This is a genomic window from Pseudomonas retamae (assembly GCF_043496865.1).
GTDB classification, from domain to species: domain Bacteria; phylum Pseudomonadota; class Gammaproteobacteria; order Pseudomonadales; family Pseudomonadaceae; genus Aquipseudomonas; species Aquipseudomonas retamae.
In genome coordinates, this window is the sequence record NZ_JBIEIL010000010.1 from 1 (window position 1) to 21,816 (window position 21,816).

The window sequence follows — 21,816 nt, forward strand, 5'->3', positions numbered from 1 at the left end:
TCCCAGAAGAAACTGGCGCCGCCGGCCAGTTGCCGCTGCAAAATCACATGAGCGTCGTCGTAGTCGTAACGCTCGCTGTCGCCGACCGCGTTGGTGGCTTCGATCAGATTTTGATAAGCGTCAAAGCGGTAGCTAACCAGCGTCTGTTCGGTGTACCAGGCACCCTCACGAAACACCTGATAATCCACGCCAACCAGTTGTGCGCGGTCATAACGCAGCGACAAAGCCCGACCGGCGCCGTTATCCAGTCGCTGCACCCGATCAGCCCGATCACGCTGCACCGAAAGCCGATTGCCATACGCATCACTGACAACCGTCAGCCGCCCGGCGCGAAAGTGATAAAACCGCGCCGCCTCGCCGGCCAGCGCGAGAATCAGCTCCTCCGGTTCATCCCCCAGAAAAACCGCCGCCCGCGACAAACTGTTGTGAATCGCCGGCCGGGTCGCATTCGGCAAAGGAAACCGCGTACGCCGGTTTTCATGGTCGACCCAGACCACTTCATCAGCGGAAAACTCCAGCCGATGCGCCAGCGAATGGCTCCAGCCAAACCCCATCCCCACATCGATTTCAGCCGCACTGCTGCGATACAAACGGCTGAACTCGAACGGCAGCACACCATCAAGCACCGCATCCGTCAGTGTCAGCAGCTCTTCACCGGTAACCATCGACACCGGGCAACCATTGGTGCAGGTCAGCGGCACGCAATCGGCGCTGTCGCCGTTGGGGTTTTTCGCTTGGTCGGGCGAGTCGTCGTGAGGTTCGTGGCGCTCCATCCGCGTCGAGCCGCCAGTCTTGCCCCGCGCCAGCGGCGCCGGATTCGGCACCGTCAGCACCACCGAATCGGCCTGACGAATGTTCAGCGGGATGGAGGGTGTGGGTTTCAGCGCCACGTCACGCGCATGCAGCATCAACGGTTTCAACGCACTGGCATGCTTGTTCAGTTCCGGCGTCGTCGACGTCAGCTCCGTCAGACGCAGCGCCGAGGCGGCCAGCCATTGCCGCGCCCGTGGCGACTTGATTTTGTCCAAGACCTTGCTGCTCAAACGCAGCGACACACCGGCACCGCCCGCCACGCGCATCAACAAAAAACTGACCAGCAGTTCGACCCGCACCTCGGCCACCACTTCGGCCAGGTACTGCGGCGGCAACATCTTCAGCCAACTGGTAAACGCGGCCAGATGAATGAACAGCAGCGGCTCGTCGCTGAGCATCAACAGCGCGTTGGCGATGGCCTCGCTGGAGGCCGCGAGCAGTGCGTCGAGTTCGACATCGCTCAAAAAATCGAGAAGTTTTTCGCTGTTGAGCTGCAAGTCGGCGAGGAGGGCAAAGACCTGTTTAACGTCGTCCCAAACGCCGTTGAGCGCGTTCTCGAAACCGCGCCAGTCGGCCTGTTGCAACTGCCCGTAACGGTCAAGAAATCCGGCGCTGGAAAACTCCGTCCACTGCGGCTGAAACCCCGCCCACTCGCCGCGCAGCCAGCCTTCGAGTTCCGCGATAAGCCCTTCATAAGAGGCATACAGCGCCCGCACCTGCGCAGTGGAAACATCGGGAAAGAAGGTGATGCGATAACGCTGGCCCCGCTCGCAGTCGGTGACTTGCAGAATGCCGCTGGGGCCGATGGTGTAGCGCAGCGGTTCGCCGAAGGACGGGACGCCGTCGACTTCGCCGAGCAGCGGTTCAAGCATCACCGGTGTATTGCCGATCGGTACAAAACGCGCGGCTTCGAACAGGTGCACCAGGGTCAAAGACCCGCTGGCCGAACACATGACCACCGATGAGCTCAGCGGCTCACGCGAGGTGATCGGCGCACTGAGGCGCACGTCGTTGCCGACGGTAAACACCTGCTCGATGTCGAGCGCGGTGCCGGTCCAGAACTGCTCGGCCCAGGCGTCGTAATTGTTCAGGCAGAGGCGGAATTCGCCGATCAGGGCTTCGAAATCCGGTTGCTTTGGATTCAGCGCGGCCACCACCAGCAAACCGATGCTGTTGTTCAGGGCCAGGAGCCGATCAGGTTCAAACATTCGCAGTCGCTCGCGCACTTCAAAAAGGTGCGGCGACTTTGCGGGGGATCAACAGAGAAAGAAGTCGGGGAAGTAGGCAGTGTCTGTAGGATGTTTCGTTAATTTTTCGCGAGTGTTTCAGCGCCCCGCGGACATTGGCCGTTGCTCAGTGTCTGTCGGGCTCGCTATGCTGCTGAACCCTTTAATCCGATCCGGGCAGCGGCCATTTTGCCGCCTGGGATGTCATTGATAACGGATCCACGATGAATGCACCGCTGAAGGCGTTTGGCCCGATCAAGGCCGTGATTTTTGATATGGACGGTTTGCTGCTGGATACCGAGGGCATCTACACCGAAGTTACTTCGCTGATTGTCGGGCGCTACGGGCGCACCTTCGACTGGAGCATCAAACAGAACATCATTGGCCGTGGCGCCAACGACCTGGCGAACTACGTGGTGCAGGCGCTGGAGCTGCCGATCACCGCTGAAGAGTTCCTGCAGATCCGCGAGCCGTTGATGCGCGAACGTTTCCCCAAGGCGCAAGCGATGCCGGGCGCAGAGGAATTGGTCCGCCATCTCAAGGCGCACAATGTTCCGATCGCCGTGGGCACCAGTTCCTCGCGTCAGTCGTTCGGCCAGAAAACCACGCTGCACCGCGACTGGTTCGCGCTGTTCGATTTCATCGTTACGGCGGACGATCCGGAAGTCGGCGCAGCGAAGCCTGCACCGGATATCTTCCTCACCGCCGCACGGCGTCTGGGCGTCGCGCCGCAGGATTGTCTGGTGTTCGAGGATTCGCCGTTCGGCGTGACCGCCGCGAAAGCAGCCGGAATGACCGCCATCGCGATCCCCGATGCCGCGATGCCCGACGAAAAGTACGCACACGCCGACGGCATTCTTCGTACGTTGAAAGGCTTTACGCCAAGCGCCTTCGGTTTGCCGATGCTGGAATGGGCCTGAACATCTGAAATAAAAAAACGCCGCCGCTCTATAAATGGAGCGGCGGCGTTTTTACTTTCAGGCAACTCAGTACGATCAGGCGCCGAAACCACCGTCGATGGTCAGGCTGGCACCGGTGATGTACCCGGCTTCCGGTCCTGCCAGATAAGCGACGAAACCGGCGATTTCCGCGGCGGTGCCGTAACGCCCGACGGCCATCAGCGGGATCAGGCTGTCGGCGAAGTCACCGTGTGCCGGGTTCATGTCGGTGTCGACCGGGCCGGGTTGCACGTTGTTGATGGTGATTCCGCGCGGGCCGAGATCGCGGGCCAGGCCTTTGGTCAGACCGACCAGCGCCGACTTGCTCATGGCGTACACACCGCCACCGCCGAAGGGCATGCGGTCGGCGTTGGTGCTACCGATGTTGATGATTCGCGCGCCTTCGCTCATGTGCTTCGCTGCTTCCTGCGAGGCGATGAATACGCTGCGCACGTTGATGGCCAGCGTCCGATCGAAATCTTCCAGACTGAAGTCTTCCAGTGGCGCGATGGCCAGCACGCCGGCGTTGTTGACCAGAATGTCGAGGCGGCCAAAGGCTTCGACCGTGGCGCTGACGGCGTGGCGGATGGCTTCGGCGTCGGCGCTGTCAGCCTTGATCGCCAAGGCTTTGCCGCCGTTGGCGGTGATGCTGTTTTGCAATTCTTCAGCCTTGGCGGCGGAGCTGACGTAGGTGAAGGCGACGGCCGCGCCTTCAGCGGCCAGACGGTTGACGATAGCAGCGCCGATGCCGCGCGAACCGCCTTGGATCAGAGCGACTTTGCCGCTGAGGTGTTGAGTGGTCATGTTCGATCTCCAAATGTTCAAGGCGGAATGCCTTGCTGTTGGTGCCGAGTATCGGCGTGGTATCGACAACCGTGTAGACCCTGATTGCTATAGTCTGTGTAAACCAGAAGTTTATAGTGGTAATCATGGAAACGTTCAGCAGTATCGAATGCTTCGTGCGCAGTGCCGAGGTTGGCAGCTTTGCCGAGGCCGCGCGCCGCTTGAGTCTGACCCCCGCGGCAGTCGGCAAGAGTGTGGCGAAACTGGAGGCGCGGCTCGGCGTGCGGCTGTTCCAGCGTAGTACACGCAGCCTGACGCTGACCGAGGCCGGGCAATTGTTTTTGAGCGAAGTCAGCGCCAGCCTGACCACGATCCAGAATGCCGTAGCCAATCTGGCCAGCGCCGGAGGCCAGCCCGCCGGCACGTTGAAAGTCAGCATGGGCACGGTGTTCGGGCGTCTGTATATCGTGCCGCTGCTCGGTGATTTTTTGCGGCGCTACCCGGCGATCAACCCGGACTGGCATTTCGATAATCGTCAGGTCGATCTGATCGGCCAGGGTTTCGATGCAGCAATTGGCGGTGGTTTCGAACTGCCTCAGGGCGTGGTCGCACGCAAACTGACCCCGGCTCATCGGGTGCTCGTCGCGTCGCAGGACTATCTGTCGGCGCACCCGGCGATCACTCAGCCGGACGACCTCAAGCAGCACGACGGCATCCTGATTCGCTCGCCGCAAACCGGGCGCGTGCGTTCCTGGCAACTGACCCACCGGGACCGGCAACACAGTCCGTTGACGCTGCAGGCGCGGATGACCATGAGCGATTCCGAAGCGGCGTGTGCGACGGCGATGCAAGGGTTGGGCATTGCGCTGGTGAGCATGCCGTTTGCGGTCGGGTATCTGCAGGCGGGGACATTGCAGCGGGTGCTGCCGGACTGGTTTGTCGACGATGGCAATATTTCGATTTACTACGCCGAGCATAAATTGTTGCCGGGCAAGACCCGGGCGTTTGTCGACTTTGTGATTGAGCAGTTTGCGGAGCGGGGGTTGGCGCGGCGGTTCAGTGCCATCTGAGCAGGGCTTTTGACCGAGTTGTTCCTTTCGCGAGCAGGCTCGCTCCCACAGGGAATGCATTGCTAATGTGGGAGCGAGCCTGCTCGCGAATGGGGCGACGGGGTTTTCGATGATGACCTCAGCGAGCAAACCGCCCCGGCCAGCCCACAATATTCTTCGGCCGCGGCGTCGCGTAAGTGCGCACTTTCGACGTCGACAGACGCAAGCGCACCAGCGATTCGGCAATCGTCACCGCCGCCGTCACGCCATCGACCACCGGCACCCCGGTCCGCCGACGAATCTGCTCATCGAGCCCGGCCATGCCGCCGCAACCCAGACAGATCACCTCGGCCTTATCCTGAGTCACCGCCAATTCAGCCTGATGCACAATCGCTTCCAGCGCCCGCTGCGGCTCGTGTTCCAGCTCGAGCACGGCCAGCCCACTGGCGCGTACCGACGCGCAACGGTCCCACAGACCGGACAGTTTCAGCCGATCCTCGATCAGCGGCACGGTACGATCGAGCGTGGTTACCACCGAATAGGCGTGGCCGAGAAACATCGCCGTACTCGCCGCCGCATCGGTGATGTCCACCACTGGCACGTTGAGCAGTTCCTGCAGACCTTCGCGGCCGTGTTCGCCGTAGCCGGCCTGAATGACCGCGTCGAACGGCTGGTCGTAAGACATCACCCGGTCCATCACGGCGATAGCGGCGAGGTAGCTTTCGAAGTTGCCTTCGATCGAGTCGGCGCCGAAGTACGGGGTCAGGCCGACGATTTCGGTGCCTGGTGACGCGACCGCCTGCGCCGAACGGGCGATGGCTTCGGTGATGGATTCGGTGGTGTTGACGTTGACCACGAGAATACGCATGGGGACATCCTTATTGCGGGCAGTAGTGCGGCCCGAAAACCGGGCCGCGAAGGGATTAATGGCAGACGTTATCGACCGCGATGGACTCGCCGCTGACGTCGGCGTAGTGCGGCTGGCGTTTGGCGATGATCAGATAAAGCATCCCGGCGATCCCGGCGCCGATCAGCCAGGAAAAAGGTGAGACGCTGTGGAAACCCGGCACCAGCGCCAGGACGATGGCGATCAGCGCCGCAGGAATGAACGCCGCCACGGCGCGGAAATTGACGCCACCGCTGTAGTAATAAGCGCCATCGGCGGCTTCGCTGTAGAGCTGCGGCACGTTGATCCGGCCTTTGCGGATCAGCCAATAGTCGACCATGATCACCCCGTACAGCGGGCCGAGCAGGGCGCCGAGACCGGAGAGGAAATACACGATCACCAGCGGGCTGTTGTAAAGATTCCACGGCAGGATCAGCACCGCGATGGTCGCGCTGATCAACCCGGCTCGACGGAAGGTCAGGTACTTCGGCGCCAGGTTGCTCAAAACGAATGCCGGCGCGACGAAGTTGGCCATGATGTTCACCGCCACGGTGACGATCAGAAACGCCAGGCAGCCGAGTACCAGAAAGAACGTGTTGGGAATCGAGGCGATGATCTCGGTCGGGCTTTCGATGATTCGCCCGTTGATTTGAAATTGCGCGCCGCAGAGCAGGACAGTAATCGCAGCGAATACCAGAATGTTTACCGGCAGGCCCCAGAAGTTTCCCACCTTGATAGTCTTGCGGCACGGCGAAGAGCGGGCGAAATCGCAGAAATTCAGAATCAACGTGCCATAGATCGCCAACCACAATGCGCCGCCGGCAAAAATGTTGCGCCACATCTCGGCACCGCTCAGCGGTTCGCGGATCGACCAGGCGATGGTTGCGTTGGCCTGGAAGTACATCCACGCGGCGAGGGCAGCGACGGTCAGCAGAATCACCGGACCGGCAAACGCTTCGTATCGACGCACCATCTCCATGCCATAAGCAAGAATCGCCAGTTGCACGAGCCAGATCGCCACGAAACACACCCAGCCCAGGCTCGACAAACCAAGGATCGAGTTGTGATCGTATTCGGCGAAGCCGGGATGCACGGCAGTCAGCAAAACGCGGAATACCACCGAGGCGAGATACGTCTGGATACCGAACCAGGCAATGGCGATAACTGCCCTGATCAATGCAGGAATTTGCGCCCCGTGAATGCCGAAACTGATCCGGCTGATCACCGGAAACGGCACCCCGGTTTTCTGCCCCATGTAACCGGACAGGTTCATGAAAAAATACACCAGCGCCGCACCGATCCCCAGCGACAGCAGAATCTGCCAACCGCCCAGACCCAACGCATACAAGCCGATGGCGAACGAATAGTTGGCAATGTTGTGCACATCATTCGTCCACAGCGCGAAGATGCTGTATTTGCCCCAGCGCCGGCCTTCGACCTTGGTCGGCGCCAGGTCGCTGTTATGCAGACGTGGGCTCAGTTGCAGCGGCTCGCTCGGTCCGGCGTCGGGCAACGGCTGATCAAGCGTGGAGGAGGGCAGATTCAGCGCGATGTTATTGGAGAGACTTGTACGCATTCCGGCAGGCTCCTGATGTTCAGGCCGCGATGACTGTGCATGAGCCGGCGGGCTCGACATATCTTCGTCGCGACAATGACAACATCACTGGTTACGGGGCATCTGCAGCCTGTACGGGATAGGGCGCTTCAGGCTTGCGGATCGAAAGTGGATTCATGTTCTGCAGTTTTGTATACAAAACATGTATGCACTAAAGCGAGATCTGTGCCAATTGCGGGTCTATGCGCAGCGTGACTGATTTCGAAAGGTTATTGACAGACGATAAGTGGCTGAAAACCGGGCGGTAAAAACTGACCGATTGCACAGGTAATTATTTTCGGCGGAAGATTCTGCTCGAGGGCGCGAAGGAGGGGGGTTGAGCGGGGATGTAACTTTTCAGGGCGCAGAAATGAAAAGTGCACACATAAATGGCACCGATGGTGACATTTGTGTGTACACATTTGTTGGCGGCCGGCACATATCAGTGTGGGAGCGAGCCTGCTCGCGAATGCGGTGGAACAGGCAAACAATATGTTGACTGAAACTACGCTTTCGCGAGCAGGCTCGCTCCCACAGGGGACCTCATTTCAACAGGCGATCACGCCTTGCTCTTGCTGATGATATTCCCCGCATGCAACCCACACTCTTTCTGCGTCGCTTCTTCCCACCACCAGCGGCCTTCGCGCTCGTGCTGGTTGGGCAGGACAGGGCGGGTGCAGGGTTCGCAGCCGATGCTGATAAATCCGCGTTCATGCAGGCTGTTGTAAGGCAGCTCGAGCATGCGGATGTAGCCCCAGATTTCTTCGCTGGTCATCTGCGCCAACGGGTTGAACTTGTACAAGGTGCGCTCCGGGGTGGAGAACGCCGTGTCGATTTCCAGTACCGCGACGGCACTGCGTGTGCCCGGGCTTTGATCGCGGCGCTGGCCGGTGGCCCAGGCCTTGACGCCAGCGAGCTTGCGCCGCAGCGGTTCGATCTTGCGGATGCCGCAGCATTCGCCGTGGCCGTCGCGGTAGAAACTGAACAGGCCTTTTTCCTTCACGAACGGCTCGAGTTTCGCGTGGTCCGGCGAGACGATTTCAATGTCGATCTTGTAGTGCTCGCGCACCTGTTCGATGAAACGGTAGGTCTCCGGGTGCAGGCGACCGGTATCGAGGCTGAACACTTTGACGTTCTTGTTGAGCTTCCAGGCCATGTCCACCAGCACCACATCCTCGGCACCGCTGAAAGATATCCACAGCTCATCACCGAACTCGGCGAAGGCGAGTTTGAGGATGTCTTGTGCGGATTTGTTGGCATAGGTCGTGGCGAGTTCCACGACGTCGAACGTTGGGCTCATCAGGGCGGCTTCCTACAGGTCGGTGGCGCTGGGCGCTCTATATGGCGCCGATGGTAACAAAAAGCAGCAAGGCTCGGGGGCGCGCCGTGCGTTGCGCGTCGGCAGTCGAGTCGCTAGAGTTCGGCCTCGCTCGACTCAATAATCACTACAAACGGGAGTGTCTTGTGGAAATTGCTTGCCTGGATCTTGAAGGGGTACTGGTACCGGAAATCTGGATCGCGTTCGCTGAGAAAACCGGCATCGACTCGCTCAAGGCCACCACCCGGGACATTCCCGACTACGACGTGCTGATGAAGCAACGTCTGCGCATCCTCGATGAGCACGGCTTGAAACTGTCGGACATCCAGGAAGTGATCGCCACGCTCAAGCCGCTGGACGGCGCGGTGGAGTTCGTCGACTGGCTGCGTGAGCGCTTTCAGGTGGTGATTCTGTCGGACACGTTCTATGAGTTTTCCCAGCCGCTGATGCGCCAGCTGGGTTTCCCGACGCTGCTTTGCCATCGTCTGATTACTGACGAAACCGGGCGCGTGACCAGCTATCAGTTGCGCCAGAAAGACCCCAAGCGCCAATCGGTGCTGGCGTTCAAGAGCTTGTATTACCGGGTGATTGCGGCAGGGGATTCGTACAACGACACAAGCATGCTGGGTGAAGCGGATGCCGGGATTCTGTTTCATGCGCCGGACAATGTGATCCGCGAGTTTCCGCAGTTTCCGGCGGTGCATACTTTTGAGGAACTGAAGCAGGAATTCCTGAAAGCCTCGAATAGAGAGTTGAGTTTGTAGTTGTCTGAAAGGGCGCCTTCGCGAGCAGGCTCGCTCCTACACGGTGATCGTTCCCACGCGCAGCAAAGGAATGCCTCAACGGACGTTCCGCGTTCGGCTTTGGATGGGAACGCGGAGCGTCCCGGGCTGCGTTCCCACGCGGAGCGTGGGAACGATCATCAACATGCTCCGGGCGGCGTTCCGACGAAGCTTTTAGAGGTTTTGCAGGGTGTCGAGGAGGATGCGGACCTTGGTGATCGACTCCTGATACTCCGCCTGCCAGTCCGAATCGGCGACGATCCCGCCGCCGCCCCAGCAGCACACCTGCCCATTCTTGACCAACAGACTGCGAATGGCGATGGAGCTGTCCATCTCGCCGCGCACGTCCAGATACAGCAACGACCCGCAATACAGGCCGCGCCGGGTCGGCTCCAGTTCGTCGATAATCTGCATCGCACGAATCTTCGGGGCGCCGGTGATCGAGCCGCCGGGGAAGCTGCCGGCGATCAGGTCCAGTGCATCGCGATCCTCTGCCAGTTCCCCGGTCACGCTGCTGACCAGATGATGCACATTCGGATAGCTTTCCAGGCTGAACAACTCCGGTACCTGCACCGAGCCGATGCGACAGGTACGGCCAAGATCGTTGCGCAACAGGTCGACGATCATCAGGTTTTCCGCACGATCCTTGGGGCTGGCCAGCAGTTCCGCGGCGTTGGCGGCGTCTTCGGTTGGCGTCAGACCGCGGGGGCGGGTACCTTTGATCGGGCGGGTTTCGACCTGACGCTGGCTGACTTTGACGAAACGTTCCGGCGACAGGCTCAGCACCGCGCCGCCGTCGGGCAGGCTCTGGAAACCGGAGAACGGCGTCGGGCAGGCTTCGCGCAATTTGCAGTAAGCCAGCCATGGATCGCCCTGGCACTCAGCGCGGAAGCGTTGCGCAAAGTTGACCTGATAGCAGTCGCCGGCCTGGATGTACTGCTGAATGCGCTCGAACGCCTGACGGTAATCGTCGGCCGAGAGGTCGGCGGTCATTGGTTGATTGAGTTTGAACGGAATCAACGCATCAACCGCCGGCTGCGTGAACAGAGCGATCAGTCGCTGCTGTTCATTGTTTGCAAGCGATGGGTGAAAGACCAATTGGCTGGTTTGCGCGTGGTGATCGCTGATCAGTGCCCAGTCGTATAACCCAAAACGCGCGTCCGGCAGTTGCAGATCATCCTGGGCCTGGCTCGGCAGATTCTCCAGATGTCGGCCGAAGTCATAGCTCAGGTAGCCGATCAGGCCGCCGGCGAATGGCAGCTCGCAGCCCGTTGGCAGATCAGCCTCGCCCAAGCGGTCGAGGTTATCGCGCAGGCGCTGCAGAAAATGCGCACCGCTTTCATCCGGCAACACCGCCAATTGCTCCAGCGGCCAGGCGCTGAGCAGGTCGAAGCGACCCCGCTCGGCACTCGGCCGACCACTGTCGAGCAGCACGGCGCCGGGCGCGTTGCGGATGACCGCGAAGTAGTCGGCGGGATTGGCGCGATAGGGCAGCGGGTGTACGGAGCAGGTCAACATGGGCGGGGCAGATCGGCCGTGGAGGCGGGGTGGGGATTGTAGTCCTCTGCGCTGCCAGAGCAAAGTCAAAAGCCACCCCCTCACCCCAGCCCTCTCCCCCAGGGGGGCGAGGGGGAAGGGGAGCCGATCTCCATGCTATTCAAGGCCTGAGTTCGACTGGACTTCCCAGGTCAGCGTATCGCTCGCATCCACCACGGTCAGTCCCCTCTCCCTCCGGGAGAGGGCTAGGGTGAGGGGCTTTTGCCCTTGGCTTTTTGATCGTTCCCACGCAGAGCGTGGGAACGATCATTGTGGCGGATCAGCCCTCGACCGCCGGAATATGCCCAAACATCTCCTGAGTAAACGCCACCCGCTCTTCAACCGATTCCGTCACGCCGCGCGCCTTCAGCTCTTCCAGCCGTGCTTCCACCGCATGGGTACGCAAGGTCAGTCCGCAGTCATTGGCGATCTGGATGTTCAGCCCCGGCCGCGCATTCAGCTCGAGAATCAGCGGGCCTTTCTCCTGATCAAGCACCATGTCCACGCCGATATAACCCAGCCCGCACAACTCATAGCAGCCGGCGGCGAGTTTCATGAAACCGTCCCAGTAGGGCAGTTGCACGCCGTCCACCGCGTTGGTGGTGTCGGGGTGTTTGGTGATGATGTTGTTCAGCCAGGTGCCGCGCAGCGTCAGGCCGGTTGCCAGATCGACACCGACGCCGATCGCGCCCTGGTGCAGGTTGGCCTTGCCGCCGGACTGGCGGGTTGGCAGGCGCAGCATGGCCATCACCGGGTAGCCCATCAGCACGATGATGCGGATGTCCGGCACACCTTCGTAGCTGATGCTTTTGAAGATCTGGTCCGGCGTAACGCGGTATTCGATCAGCGCGCGGTCACGGTGACCGCCCAGCGAATACAGGCCGGTGAGGATGCTCGAGATGTGGTGCTCGAGCTCTTCGTGGGCGAGGATCTTGCCCGACACCGTGCGATAACGACCCTCGAAGCGGTCGGCGATGACAATGATGCCGTCGCCGCCCGCGCCCTGGGCCGGTTTGATCACGAAGTCGCTGCGCCCGCCGATGATCTCGTCGAGCTTGTCAATTTCCTTCTCGGTGGAGATCACCCCGTACAGCTCCGGCACATGAATGCCGGCGGCGATGGCGCGCTCCTTGGTGAGGATCTTGTCGTCGACGATCGGGTAGAGGCTGCGCTTGTTGTACTTGAGCACGTAGTCGGCATTACGCCGATTGATGCCCATGATGCCGCGCGCCTCCAGGGCCTTCCAGGTCTTCCAGAAACCGAACATCAGGCGTCAGCCTTCTTCAGGAAAGCCTTGAAACGCACCAGCTCGGTCAGGCGGTAGCCGCGATAGCGACCCATCGCCAGCATGAAGCCGACCAGAATCAGCAGGATCGCCGGGAAGGTAAACACGAAGTACACCAGCTCCGGCACGGTCATGATCAGGTGCGCCAGCGAGGCGGCAAACAGCGTGCCGATCGCCACTTTCAGCGCATGGTTGGCACCGCGTTCTTCCCAGGTGATCGACAGCCGTTCAATGGTCATGGTCAGAATCACCATCGGGAACAGCGCCACCGACAGACCGCGTTCCAGACCCAGTTTATGGCTGAACAAACTGATCGCCGCGATCAGCACCACGACAAACGTCAGCACCACCGACAGGCGCGGCAGCATTTGCAGTTTCAGGTGTTCCAGATACGAACGCAGCGACAGCCCCAGCGCGGTAATCACCGTGAACAGCAAGATACCGAAGCCCAGTTGCGTTTCGCGGAAGGCGAGGGCGATCAGTACAGGGGTGAAGGTACCGAGGGTCTGCAGGCCGATCAGGTTGCGCAGGATCAGAATCACCAGCACGCCGATCGGGATCATCACCATGATCATGAACGTCTGTTGGGTCTGCAGCGGCAGGCCGTACAGCGAGTATTCGAGGAAGTTGGCGTCGGTGTTTTCGTCGGTCAGCTTGGCCAGACGAATCGCGTTCATCTCGCTGTTGTTGAGGCTGAAGGTCACGTTGGCTTTCTTGCCGCCGTCGACGGTGATCAGGTTTTCGTCGCCGGTCCACCACAGCAGGCGGTCGGTCGGCAGGCCTTGCTCACCGGTTTCCGGGTTGAAGTACAGCCAGTCGTTGCCGTTGAAGCTGCGCAGCCACAATTCAGGCATTTGCGGCTGGTCGGCGACGAGGCGGATGGTGTGGACTTTTTCCACCGGTACGTGGGCGATGGACAGCAGCAGTTCGACGATCTTGGCTTTGTGCGCGGTCGACGGGTCGCCGGCCAGCAGCAGTTTCACGTTGTCGTCATTGAGATTGTTGACGCGCTTGATCGCCTCGCCAATAAACGTTTCGACGTCCGCCGAGTGCTGGCGGATCGGTGCGAGCAGGGCTTCGGCAGCGATCTTTTCCGGGCCTTCGATGACCATGCTGTCGCGGAACGTCGGGCCTTTGACCTTGGATTTCTCCGCGGTGTAGCGCTTGGTCAGGACCAGACGGTAATACAGGGTCTGGTTGCCCTTGGCACGCCGGGCCGACCAGGTCACCTTGCGGTTGCCATCGACGCGGTTCACCGCGACCCCGTAATTATTGGAGATGAAGCTCTCGTTGAGACTGACGTAATCGCGGCTCAGCGGCGGCACGAACATCTGGATCTTCACCGGATCCTTGGTGCTGGCGACGAACTCGACCTTGGCGTCGATGTTCCACAAGTCGTCGGTGGCGTCTTCGGTCACCGGGATGCCGAGCACGAAAATCTGATAGGCCGTAACCGAAACGCCCAGCAGCACCAGAACGGCGATCAGGATTTTCAGGTGGAAGGTTAGAGAACGCATGGAAATTACTCGGCGGTATGAGCGGCGATGGTGCAGGCAGGTTTGCCGGCAGCGTATTTAAGACTGGGGTCGACCAGCGCGTCGAAGCGTTTCAGCGCCTCGGAGCCGATCAAAAGCGGATATTGGAACGCACTTCGGTCGGTCAGGTTCACTTCGATGCTGCGCAGCGCCGAACCCATGCAGATATCCAGCTCGATCACCGGACGGGCGGTGTACTTCTTGCCTTCTTCCGGGTCGTAGTCGCCGGCGCGGCGCTTGATCTTGCTGACCCGTGCCAGCGGCCGTTCGATCGGGTGCGAATGCGCGGCATCGATCGCCAGATAGAAACGTACCCAGGACTCACCGTTGCGTTTGAAGCGTTTGATGTCGCGGGCACTCAGCGAGGCGGTTTTCGCGCCGGTGTCGAGTTTGGCCGCGACTTCGAGGTTGATGCCGTCAAGCGAAGCGTATTCGTTGAGGCCGTACACGGTTTTTTCCCCCGCGGCGGCGAGGCCGGGCAGGCAGAAAAGGGCAAAAAAGGCGGGATAAGGCTTGAGTCTCATAAATCCTGGTGCGCAGCGTTCCGTGGTCGGTTCAGGCCTTTGGCAGTAGTTGCCCAAGACCTTTCGTGTGCCTGGCAGCTTTTTATGACAAGCCGTACAAATGGCCAGCAAATGCGGGCGGCATTCTAGCACGGTGGTTTTATGGCGCCAGCGCCACAGCCGGTCTATAACCCCTGACGGGTTCCCCTTGTGGGAGCGAGCCTGCTCGCGAAAGCGGTGGGTCATTCGAAACATCTTTGATTGACACACCGCATTCGCGAGCAGGCTCGCTCCGACAGGTATCAAAGCGTTCTATTAATCTGGTTATTAGACGATTGTCGACAATCCGTATTTATCCTTTGACGTATGGCGTTCAATTGGCTAGTTTTTGCCGCATTGGATTTAAAGGTGTCGACAATCATGCTGGATCAACTCGATCCCCCGGTCATCAGCGGCGACGATACGGAAACGCTCTCGGAGAACGTCTTCCGGCGCATTCAGGCGGCCATCGTCAAAGGCGAGATCGCGCCGGGCAGCAAGATCTCCGAACCGGAGCTGGCGCGCACCTACGGCATCAGTCGCGGGCCGTTGCGCGAGGCGATCCATCGTCTGGAAGGCCAGCGCCTGCTGGTGCGGGTGCCGCATGTCGGCGCGCGGGTGGTGTCGCTCAGCCACGCCGAACTGCTCGAACTCTATGAAATCCGCGAATCCCTTGAAGGCATGGCCTGCCGGCTCGCCGCCGAGCGCATGAGCGTCGAAGAAATCGACGAATTGCGCCGGGTGCTGGAAACCCACGAGCGCGACGCGGCGTTCCAGGCCGGCGTCGGTTATTACCAGCAGGAAGGCGATTTCGATTTCCACTACCGGATCATTCAGGGCAGCGGCAACCGCACGCTGACGCAAATGCTCTGCGGCGAGCTGTACCAACTGGTGCGCATGTACCGCATCCAGTTTTCCACCACGCCGAACCGCCCGCGCCAGGCCTTTGCCGAACACCACCGGATTCTCGATGCCATCGCCGACCGTGACGGTGAGCTCGCCGAATTGTTGATGCGCCGCCACATCGGCGCCTCGAAACGCAACATTGCCCGTCATTACCAGGACGGCGCCCATAACCAGACAGCCACTGAACGAGGTGAGTCATGAGTTCCAACCCGAACACTCCAGGCCAGCGTTTCCGCGATGCGGTCGCCAGCGAGCACCCTTTGCAAGTGGTCGGCGCGATCAACGCCAATCACGCGCTGCTGGCCAAGCGCGCCGGTTTCAAGGCGATCTACCTGTCCGGTGGCGGGGTGGCCGCAGGTTCGCTCGGCGTGCCGGATCTGGGCATCACCGGTCTGGATGACGTGCTCACCGATGTGCGGCGCATTACTGACGTCTGCGATCTGCCGTTGCTGGTGGATGTGGATACCGGTTTCGGTTCCTCGGCGTTCAACGTCGCGCGTACCGTCAAGTCGATGAGCAAGTTCGGCGCGGCGGCCATTCACATCGAGGATCAGGTCGGCGCCAAGCGCTGCGGCCATCGTCCCAATAAAGAAATCGTCAGCCAGCAGGAAATGGTCGACCGCATCAAAGCCGCCGTCGATGCGCGCACCGACGACAGCTTCGTGATCATGGCGCGCACCGATGCGCTGGCGGTGGAAGGGCTGGAATCGGCACTTGATCGTGCCGCCGCATGCATCGAGGCCGGTGCCGACATGATTTTCCCGGAAGCCATCACCGAACTGGACATGTACAAGCTGTTCGCCAGCCGCGTGAAAGCGCCGATCCTGGCCAACATCACCGAATTCGGCGCGACGCCGTTGTACACCACCGAGCAACTGGCCGGCGCCGACGTGTCGCTGGTGCTTTACCCACTGTCGGCGTTCCGCGCGATGAACAAGGCGGCGGAAAACGTCTACACCGCGATCCGCCGCGACGGCACGCAACAGAATGTCATCGACACCATGCAGACTCGCATGGAGCTTTACGATCGCATTGACTACCACACCTTCGAACAGAAGCTCGATGCGCTGTTTGCACAGAAGAAAGGCTGATCAAAACCCTGTGGGGGGCTGCTCCCACCTGTTTCCCCTACAAATTCAAGAAAACTGGAGACAACAATGGCCGAAGCAAAAGTACTCAGTGGCGCCGGGCTCCGTGGCCAGGTGGCCGGGCAAACCGCGCTGTCCACCGTGGGCCAGGCCGGTGCCGGGCTGACCTATCGCGGCTACGACGTGCGTGAACTGGCCGCCGACGCGCAATTCGAGGAAGTCGCCTACCTGCTGCTGTACGGCGAACTGCCGACCCAGGCGCAACTCGCCGATTACCAGCAAAAGCTCGGCAAACTGCGCGACCTGCCACAAGCCTTGAAGGAAGTGCTCGAACGCATCCCGGCCGACGCCCATCCGATGGATGTGATGCGCACCGGTTGCTCGTTCCTTGGCAACATCGAGCCGGAGAAAGACTTCTCCGAGCAGCGCGACAAGACTGACCGCCTGCTTGCCGCGTTCCCGGCGATCATGTGCTACTGGTATCGCTTCAGCCATGACGGCAAACGCATCGATTGCGTCAGTGACGAGCCGACCATTGGCGGCCACTTCCTGCACCTGCTGCACGGCAAGAAACCGAGCGAGTTGCACGTCAAAGTGATGAACGTGTCGCTGATCCTCTACGCCGAGCACGAATTCAACGCCTCGACCTTCACCGCCCGCGTGTGCGCCTCGACCCTGTCCGATCTGTATTCCTGCGTCACCGCGGCGATCGGTTCGCTGCGCGGCCCGTTGCACGGCGGCGCCAACGAAGCAGCGATGGAAATGATCGAGCGCTTCTCGTCACCGGAAGAGGCGATCAAAGGCACCCTCGGCATGCTCGAGCGCAAGGACAAGATCATGGGCTTCGGCCACGCGATCTATAAGGACAGCGACCCGCGCAACGAGGTGATCAAGGGCTGGTCGAAAAAACTCGCGGACGAAGTCGGCGACAAGGTGCTGTTCCCGGTTTCCGAAGCCATCGACAAGACCATGTGGGAGCAGAAGAAGCTGTTCCCGAACGCCGATTTCTACCATGCCTCGGCGTACCACTTCATGGGCATCCCGACCAAGCTGTTCACGCCGATCTTCGTCTGCTCGCGCCTGACCGGCTGGGCCGCGCACGTGTTCGAACAGCGCGCCAACAACCGCATCATCCGTCCAAGCGCCGAGTACACCGGCGTCGAACAGCGCAAGTTCGTGCCAATCGAACGTCGCTGAATGGTGAGCTGACGGGAACCTGAGTACACCCCATGACCCTGTGGGAGCGAGCCTGCTCGCGAAGACGGACTGACATTCACTATGGATGTCGACTGATCTACCGCTTTCGCGAGCAGGCTCGCTCCCACAGGGGGCAGGTGGAATTCAAGGCCTGTGTCAGACGTCACTTTTTGCATTTACCGTGACCCGAGTCCTGACCCGATGAACACACAATTTCGTAAAACCCTGCCCGGCAGTCCTCTGGATTACTTCGACGCCCGTGCGGCAGTCGAGGCAATCCAGCCCGGCAGCTACGACACCCTGCCGTACACCTCGCGCGTACTCGCGGAAAACCTCGTGCGGCGCTGCGACCCGGCCACGCTCACTGATTCCCTCAAGCAATTGATCGAGCGTAAACGCGACCTCGATTTCCCGTGGTTTCCGGCGCGGGTGGTCTGCCACGACATTCTCGGCCAGACCGCACTGGTCGATCTTGCCGGTCTGCGCGACGCGATCGCCTTGCAGGGCGGCGACCCGGCGCAGGTCAACCCGGTGGTGCCGACGCAACTGATCGTCGACCACTCGCTGGCCGTCGAGGCGGGTGGTTTCGATGCTCAGGCGTTCGAAAAGAACCGCGCGATTGAAGACCGTCGCAACGAGGATCGTTTTCACTTCATCAACTGGACCAAGAAGGCCTTCAAGAACGTTGATGTGATCCCGCCGGGCAACGGCATCATGCACCAGATCAACCTGGAGAAAATGTCTCCGGTGATTCAGGTGCGTGAAGGCGTGGCGTTCCCTGACACCTGCGTCGGCACCGACAGCCACACCCCGCACGTCGATGCCTTGGGCGTAATCGCCATCGGCGTCGGCGGCCTCGAAGCCGAAAGCGTGATGCTCGGTCGCGCCTCGTGGATGCGTTTGCCGGAGAGTGTTGGCGTCGAGCTGACCGGCAAGCTGCAGCCGGGCATCACCGCCACCGACATGGTCCTGGCGCTGACCGAATACCTGCGCAAACAGAAAGTTGTTGGCGCGTGGCTGGAATTCTTCGGTGAAGGCGCCGCAGCCCTGACCCTCGGCGACCGCGCGACCATCTCCAACATGGCCCCGGAATACGGTGCCACCGCAGCGATGTTCTACATCGACCAGCAGACCATCGATTACCTGAAACTCACTGGTCGCGAAGACCAGCAGGTACAACTGGTCGAGCAGTACGCCAAGCTCACCGGCCTGTGGGCCGACAGCCTGAAAGGCGCGCAATACGAGCGTGGTCTGACCTTCGATCTGTCGTCGGTGGTGCGCAACATGGCCGGGCCGAGCAACCCGCACGCCCGCGTCGCGGTGTCCGATCTGGCCGCCAAAGGCATCTCCGGGCAGTGGGATGACGTGCCGGGCCAGATGCCCGACGGCGCGGTAATCATCGCCGCCATCACCAGTTGCACCAACACCAGCAACCCGCGCAACGTCATCGCCGCAGGCCTTTTGGCGCGCAATGCCAATCGGCTCGGCCTGACCCGCAAGCCGTGGGTGAAATCGTCGCTGGCGCCGGGTTCGAAAACCGTGGCGCTGTACCTCGACGAAGCGGGGCTGACCACTGAGCTGGAGCAGCTCGGTTTCGGCGTGGTCGCCTTCGCCTGCACCACCTGCAACGGCATGTCCGGCGCGCTCGATCCGGTGATCCAGCAAGAAATCATCGACCGTGATCTGTATGCGACCGCCGTGCTTTCCGGCAACCGCAACTTCGACGGGCGCATTCACCCGTATGCCAAGCAGGCATTCCTCGCTTCGCCGCCGCTGGTGGTCGCTTACGCCATCGCCGGGACCATCCGCTTCGACATCGAAAAGGATGTGCTGGGCGTGGTCGATGGCAAGGAAATCCGCCTCAAAGACATCTGGCCGAGCGACGAAGAAATCGATGCGGTGGTGAAATCTTCGGTCAAGCCTGAGCAGTTCCGTCAGGTCTACATTCCGATGTTCGCCGTTCACGAAGACACCGGCCCGAAAGTCGCGCCGCTGTACGAGTGGCGCAAGATGAGCACCTACATCCGCCGTCCGCCGTACTGGGAAGGCGCGCTGGCCGGCGCGCGACCGCTCAAGGGCATGCGCCCGCTGGCGGTGCTGCCGGACAACATCACCACCGATCACCTGTCGCCCTCCAACGCGATCATGCTCGACAGCGCCGCTGGCGAATACCTGGCAAAAATGGGCCTGCCGGAAGAGGACTTCAACTCTTACGCCACCCACCGTGGCGACCACTTGACCGCGCAGCGCGCAACGTTTGCCAACCCGAAACTGTTCAACGAAATGGTCGTGGAAAACGGCCAGGTCAAGCAGGGTTCGCTGGCCCGTGTCGAGCCGGAAGGCAAAGTGATGCGCATGTGGGAAGCCATCGAAACCTATATGGAACGCAAGCAGCCGCTGATCATCATCGCCGGCGCCGATTACGGTCAGGGCTCGTCCCGTGACTGGGCAGCCAAAGGCGTGCGCCTGGCCGGTGTCGAGGCGATTGCCGCCGAAGGCTTCGAGCGCATCCACCGCACCAATCTGGTGGGCATGGGCGTGCTGCCGCTGGAGTTCAAACCGGGCACCAACCGTCACACGCTGGCAATTGATGGCAGCGAAACCTACGACGTGATCGGCGAGCGCAAACCGCGCGCGGACTTGACGCTGGTGATCCATCGTAAAAATGGCGAGCGGGTGGAAGTGCCGGTGACCTGCCGTCTGGATACCGCTGAAGAAGTGTCGATCTACGAGGCCGGCGGCGTGTTGCAGCGCTTCGCTCAGGACTTCCTTGAAGAGTCGGCGGTTGCCGTTTAAATCAACTGATGTGGGCATGGGATCTTAAGTCCCATGCTTTCGGTAAGGAGCAATATGGCTCACGCACCACAAATCAAGATCCCCGCCACTTACATGCGCGGCGGCACCAGCAAAGGCGTGTTCTTCAGCCTCAAGGATCTGCCCAAGGCCGCGCAGGTTCCCGGCCCGGCTCGCGATGCTCTCTTGCTGCGGGTAATTGGCAGCCCCGACCCGTACGACAAGCAGATCGACGGCATGGGCGGCGCGACGTCGAGCACCAGCAAAACCGTGATCCTGTCGAAGAGCACCCGCGCCGATCACGACGTCGACTACCTGTTCGGTCAGGTCTCCATCGACAAACCGTTCGTGGACTGGAGCGGCAACTGCGGCAACCTCTCGGCGGCGGTCGGTTCGTTTGCCATCAGCAACGGTCTGGTCGACGCCAGCCGCATCCCGCACGACGGTATCGCGGTGGTGCGCGTGTGGCAGGCCAACATCGGCAAAACGATTATTGCCCACGTGCCGATCACCGATGGCGAAGTGCAGGAAACCGGTGACTTCGAACTTGATGGCGTGACCTTTCCCGCTGCTGAAGTGCAGGTGGAGTTCATGGACCCGGCGGCGGAAGAAGAGGGCGGCGGCGGTTCGATGTTCCCCACCGGCAATCTGGTCGACGAACTGGAAGTGCCGGGTGTCGGCACGTTCAAGGCAACGCTGATCAACGCAGGCATTCCGACCATTTTCGTCAACGCTGAAGACATCGGCTACACCGGCACCGAACTGCAAGGCGCGATCAACAGCGATCCGAAAGCGCTGCTGCTGTTCGAGACGATTCGCGCGTACGGCGCACTACGCATGGGCCTGATCGCGAACATTGAGGAAGCAGCGAAGCGTCAGCACACGCCGAAAGTCGCGTTTGTCGCCAGGCCAGCGGATTACCTGGCGTCCAGCGGCAAGGCTGTTAACGCTGGCGACGTCGATCTGCTGGTGCGCGCGCTGTCGATGGGCAAGCTGCACCACGCGATGATGGGCACCGCGGCGGTGGCCATCGGCACGGCCGCGGCGATTCCTGGCACGCTGGTCAACCTTGCCGCTGGCGGAGTCGAGCGCAATGCCGTGCGCTTTGGCCATCCGTCCGGGACGTTGCGCGTCGGTGCCGAGGCTAGTCTGGAAAACGGCGAGTGGGTGGTGAAGAAAGCCATCATGAGTCGCAGTGCGCGGGTTCTGATGGAAGGCTACGTGCGCGTGCCCGGGGATTCTTTCTGACCCGGCATTTTTTACCCTCACCCCAGCCCTCTCCCAAAGGGAGAGGGGGCCGACCAAGGTGTCTTGCGTCATACATCGACCTGAGAGATCGAGTCGATTATGGATTGAGCGAAGCGTTCGACTCCTGTGATTCGGGGTTCAGCGACGTGCTTTCAGGTCGGTGAACCTCAACAGCATCCCCCGATCGGTCCCCTCTCCCTCGGGAGAGGGCTAGGGTGAGGGGCTACCCTCTGACACGACACACAATAACCAGACACCACTCGACCATAACCCGCCAGGCCTTTGAGGAAGACCCCA

The 21,816-nt window shown here is 60.9% G+C and carries 17 protein-coding genes; 8 read left to right on the forward strand and 9 right to left on the reverse strand.

Translation table 11 applies throughout. From position 1 onward, the window contains the following. Positions 1-2,021: DUF6531 domain-containing protein (locus ACGSLL_RS19455; RefSeq protein WP_394507581.1), on the reverse strand; the 2,021-nt coding region annotated here is incomplete at its 3' end. A 242-nt stretch (positions 2,022-2,263) separates the two neighbouring features. Here ACGSLL_RS19455 and ACGSLL_RS19460 point away from each other — a divergent pair. After that, on the forward strand, positions 2,264-2,959 hold the full coding sequence (locus ACGSLL_RS19460) for an HAD-IA family hydrolase (RefSeq protein ID WP_394507582.1): 696 nt from the start codon (positions 2,264-2,266) through the stop codon (positions 2,957-2,959). A gap of 75 nt (positions 2,960-3,034) precedes the next feature. Here ACGSLL_RS19460 and ACGSLL_RS19465 read toward each other — a convergent pair whose 3' ends face one another. Further along, positions 3,035-3,781, reverse strand: a complete 747-nt coding sequence (locus tag ACGSLL_RS19465; RefSeq protein ID WP_394507583.1) for a 3-oxoacyl-ACP reductase family protein — start codon at positions 3,779-3,781, stop codon at positions 3,035-3,037. A 125-nt stretch (positions 3,782-3,906) separates the two neighbouring features. Between ACGSLL_RS19465 and ACGSLL_RS19470 the strand changes: the two genes are divergently transcribed. Further along, entirely contained in the window at positions 3,907-4,830 is a 924-nt protein-coding gene (locus ACGSLL_RS19470) for a LysR family transcriptional regulator (protein WP_394507584.1), read from the forward strand. A gap of 118 nt (positions 4,831-4,948) precedes the next feature. On the opposite strand, the gene ACGSLL_RS19475 is transcribed toward ACGSLL_RS19470, so the two are convergent. The 3 genes from ACGSLL_RS19475 to ACGSLL_RS19485 all read right to left on the reverse strand — a co-directional run bounded on the left by ACGSLL_RS19475 (position 4,949) and on the right by ACGSLL_RS19485 (position 8,589). After that, the gene (locus ACGSLL_RS19475) at positions 4,949-5,677 is read right to left on the reverse strand and encodes an aspartate/glutamate racemase family protein (protein WP_258449899.1); all 729 of its coding nucleotides are present in this window, start codon (positions 5,675-5,677) and stop codon (positions 4,949-4,951) included. Between the two features lie 55 nt (positions 5,678-5,732). Then, positions 5,733-7,271 carry an NCS1 family nucleobase:cation symporter-1 gene (locus tag ACGSLL_RS19480; RefSeq protein WP_394507585.1) on the reverse strand — a complete coding sequence of 513 codons (1,539 nt, stop codon included), beginning with the start codon at positions 7,269-7,271 and terminating at the stop codon, positions 5,733-5,735. A 577-nt stretch (positions 7,272-7,848) separates the two neighbouring features. Then, positions 7,849-8,589, reverse strand: a complete 741-nt coding sequence (locus tag ACGSLL_RS19485; RefSeq protein WP_093103105.1) for a phosphoadenylyl-sulfate reductase — start codon at positions 8,587-8,589, stop codon at positions 7,849-7,851. Positions 8,590-8,753: 164 nt separating this feature from the next. On the opposite strand from ACGSLL_RS19485, the gene thrH reads away from it, so the two are divergent. Next, positions 8,754-9,371: a bifunctional phosphoserine phosphatase/homoserine phosphotransferase ThrH gene (gene thrH / locus ACGSLL_RS19490; RefSeq protein WP_394507586.1), complete on the forward strand. Its 618-nt coding sequence runs from the start codon at positions 8,754-8,756 to the stop codon at positions 9,369-9,371. Positions 9,372-9,563: 192 nt separating this feature from the next. Here the strand turns inward: thrH and pabB are convergent, their stop codons facing one another. From pabB to rloA, 4 genes are all read right to left on the reverse strand, one after another. Next, the gene (pabB, locus tag ACGSLL_RS19495) at positions 9,564-10,907 is read right to left on the reverse strand and encodes an aminodeoxychorismate synthase component I (RefSeq protein ID WP_394507587.1); all 1,344 of its coding nucleotides are present in this window, start codon (positions 10,905-10,907) and stop codon (positions 9,564-9,566) included. Between the two features lie 298 nt (positions 10,908-11,205). Beyond that, positions 11,206-12,192 carry an alpha-L-glutamate ligase-like protein gene (locus ACGSLL_RS19500; RefSeq protein ID WP_056784132.1) on the reverse strand — a complete coding sequence of 329 codons (987 nt, stop codon included), beginning with the start codon at positions 12,190-12,192 and terminating at the stop codon, positions 11,206-11,208. Continuing rightward, positions 12,192-13,727 (reverse strand): osmotic stress tolerance membrane protein RloB, encoded by a 1,536-nt coding sequence (gene rloB / locus ACGSLL_RS19505; RefSeq protein ID WP_090282539.1) that lies wholly within the window; start codon positions 13,725-13,727, stop codon positions 12,192-12,194. The genes ACGSLL_RS19500 and rloB overlap by 1 nt, the downstream gene beginning before the upstream one ends. A 5-nt stretch (positions 13,728-13,732) precedes the next feature. Further along, entirely contained in the window at positions 13,733-14,269 is a 537-nt protein-coding gene (gene rloA, locus ACGSLL_RS19510; RefSeq protein ID WP_258451494.1) for a retropepsin-like aspartic peptidase RloA, read from the reverse strand. A gap of 402 nt (positions 14,270-14,671) precedes the next feature. On the opposite strand from rloA, the gene ACGSLL_RS19515 reads away from it, so the two are divergent. The 5 genes from ACGSLL_RS19515 to prpF all read left to right on the forward strand — a co-directional run bounded on the left by ACGSLL_RS19515 (position 14,672) and on the right by prpF (position 21,519). Beyond that, complete coding sequence (locus ACGSLL_RS19515; RefSeq protein WP_394507734.1) at positions 14,672-15,394, forward strand: GntR family transcriptional regulator; 723 nt, start codon at positions 14,672-14,674, stop codon at positions 15,392-15,394. Then, on the forward strand, positions 15,391-16,284 hold the full coding sequence (gene prpB / locus ACGSLL_RS19520; protein ID WP_203421366.1) for a methylisocitrate lyase: 894 nt from the start codon (positions 15,391-15,393) through the stop codon (positions 16,282-16,284). The genes ACGSLL_RS19515 and prpB overlap by 4 nt, the downstream gene beginning before the upstream one ends. Before the next feature lie 66 nt (positions 16,285-16,350). After that, entirely contained in the window at positions 16,351-17,478 is a 1,128-nt protein-coding gene (gene prpC, locus ACGSLL_RS19525) for a bifunctional 2-methylcitrate synthase/citrate synthase (protein ID WP_394507588.1), read from the forward strand. Between the two features lie 201 nt (positions 17,479-17,679). Next, a complete protein-coding gene (gene acnD, locus ACGSLL_RS19530) occupies positions 17,680-20,274 on the forward strand; it encodes a Fe/S-dependent 2-methylisocitrate dehydratase AcnD (RefSeq protein WP_394507589.1) in 2,595 nt (864 codons plus the stop codon). Between the two features lie 54 nt (positions 20,275-20,328). Further along, positions 20,329-21,519: a 2-methylaconitate cis-trans isomerase PrpF gene (gene prpF, locus ACGSLL_RS19535; protein ID WP_394507590.1), complete on the forward strand. Its 1,191-nt coding sequence runs from the start codon at positions 20,329-20,331 to the stop codon at positions 21,517-21,519. Positions 21,520-21,816 lie beyond the last annotated feature (297 nt).

What these genes read in the sequence shown, in the direction of transcription:
- ACGSLL_RS19460 (WP_394507582.1), top strand. Translation starts at nt 2,264, where the DNA reads ATGAATGCACCGCTGAAGGCGTTTGGCCCGATCAAGGCCGTGATTTTT.
- ACGSLL_RS19465 (WP_394507583.1), bottom strand. Translation starts at nt 3,781, where the DNA reads ATGACCACTCAACACCTCAGCGGCAAAGTCGCTCTGATCCAAGGCGGT.
- ACGSLL_RS19470 (WP_394507584.1), top strand. Translation starts at nt 3,907, where the DNA reads ATGGAAACGTTCAGCAGTATCGAATGCTTCGTGCGCAGTGCCGAGGTT.
- ACGSLL_RS19475 (WP_258449899.1), bottom strand. Translation starts at nt 5,677, where the DNA reads ATGCGTATTCTCGTGGTCAACGTCAACACCACCGAATCCATCACCGAA.
- ACGSLL_RS19480 (WP_394507585.1), bottom strand. Translation starts at nt 7,271, where the DNA reads ATGCGTACAAGTCTCTCCAATAACATCGCGCTGAATCTGCCCTCCTCC.
- ACGSLL_RS19485 (WP_093103105.1), bottom strand. Translation starts at nt 8,589, where the DNA reads ATGAGCCCAACGTTCGACGTCGTGGAACTCGCCACGACCTATGCCAAC.
- pabB (WP_394507587.1), bottom strand. Translation starts at nt 10,907, where the DNA reads ATGTTGACCTGCTCCGTACACCCGCTGCCCTATCGCGCCAATCCCGCC.
- ACGSLL_RS19500 (WP_056784132.1), bottom strand. Translation starts at nt 12,192, where the DNA reads ATGTTCGGTTTCTGGAAGACCTGGAAGGCCCTGGAGGCGCGCGGCATC.
- rloB (WP_090282539.1), bottom strand. Translation starts at nt 13,727, where the DNA reads ATGCGTTCTCTAACCTTCCACCTGAAAATCCTGATCGCCGTTCTGGTG.
- rloA (WP_258451494.1), bottom strand. Translation starts at nt 14,269, where the DNA reads ATGAGACTCAAGCCTTATCCCGCCTTTTTTGCCCTTTTCTGCCTGCCC.
- prpB (WP_203421366.1), top strand. Translation starts at nt 15,391, where the DNA reads ATGAGTTCCAACCCGAACACTCCAGGCCAGCGTTTCCGCGATGCGGTC.
- prpC (WP_394507588.1), top strand. Translation starts at nt 16,351, where the DNA reads ATGGCCGAAGCAAAAGTACTCAGTGGCGCCGGGCTCCGTGGCCAGGTG.
- acnD (WP_394507589.1), top strand. Translation starts at nt 17,680, where the DNA reads ATGAACACACAATTTCGTAAAACCCTGCCCGGCAGTCCTCTGGATTAC.
- prpF (WP_394507590.1), top strand. Translation starts at nt 20,329, where the DNA reads ATGGCTCACGCACCACAAATCAAGATCCCCGCCACTTACATGCGCGGC.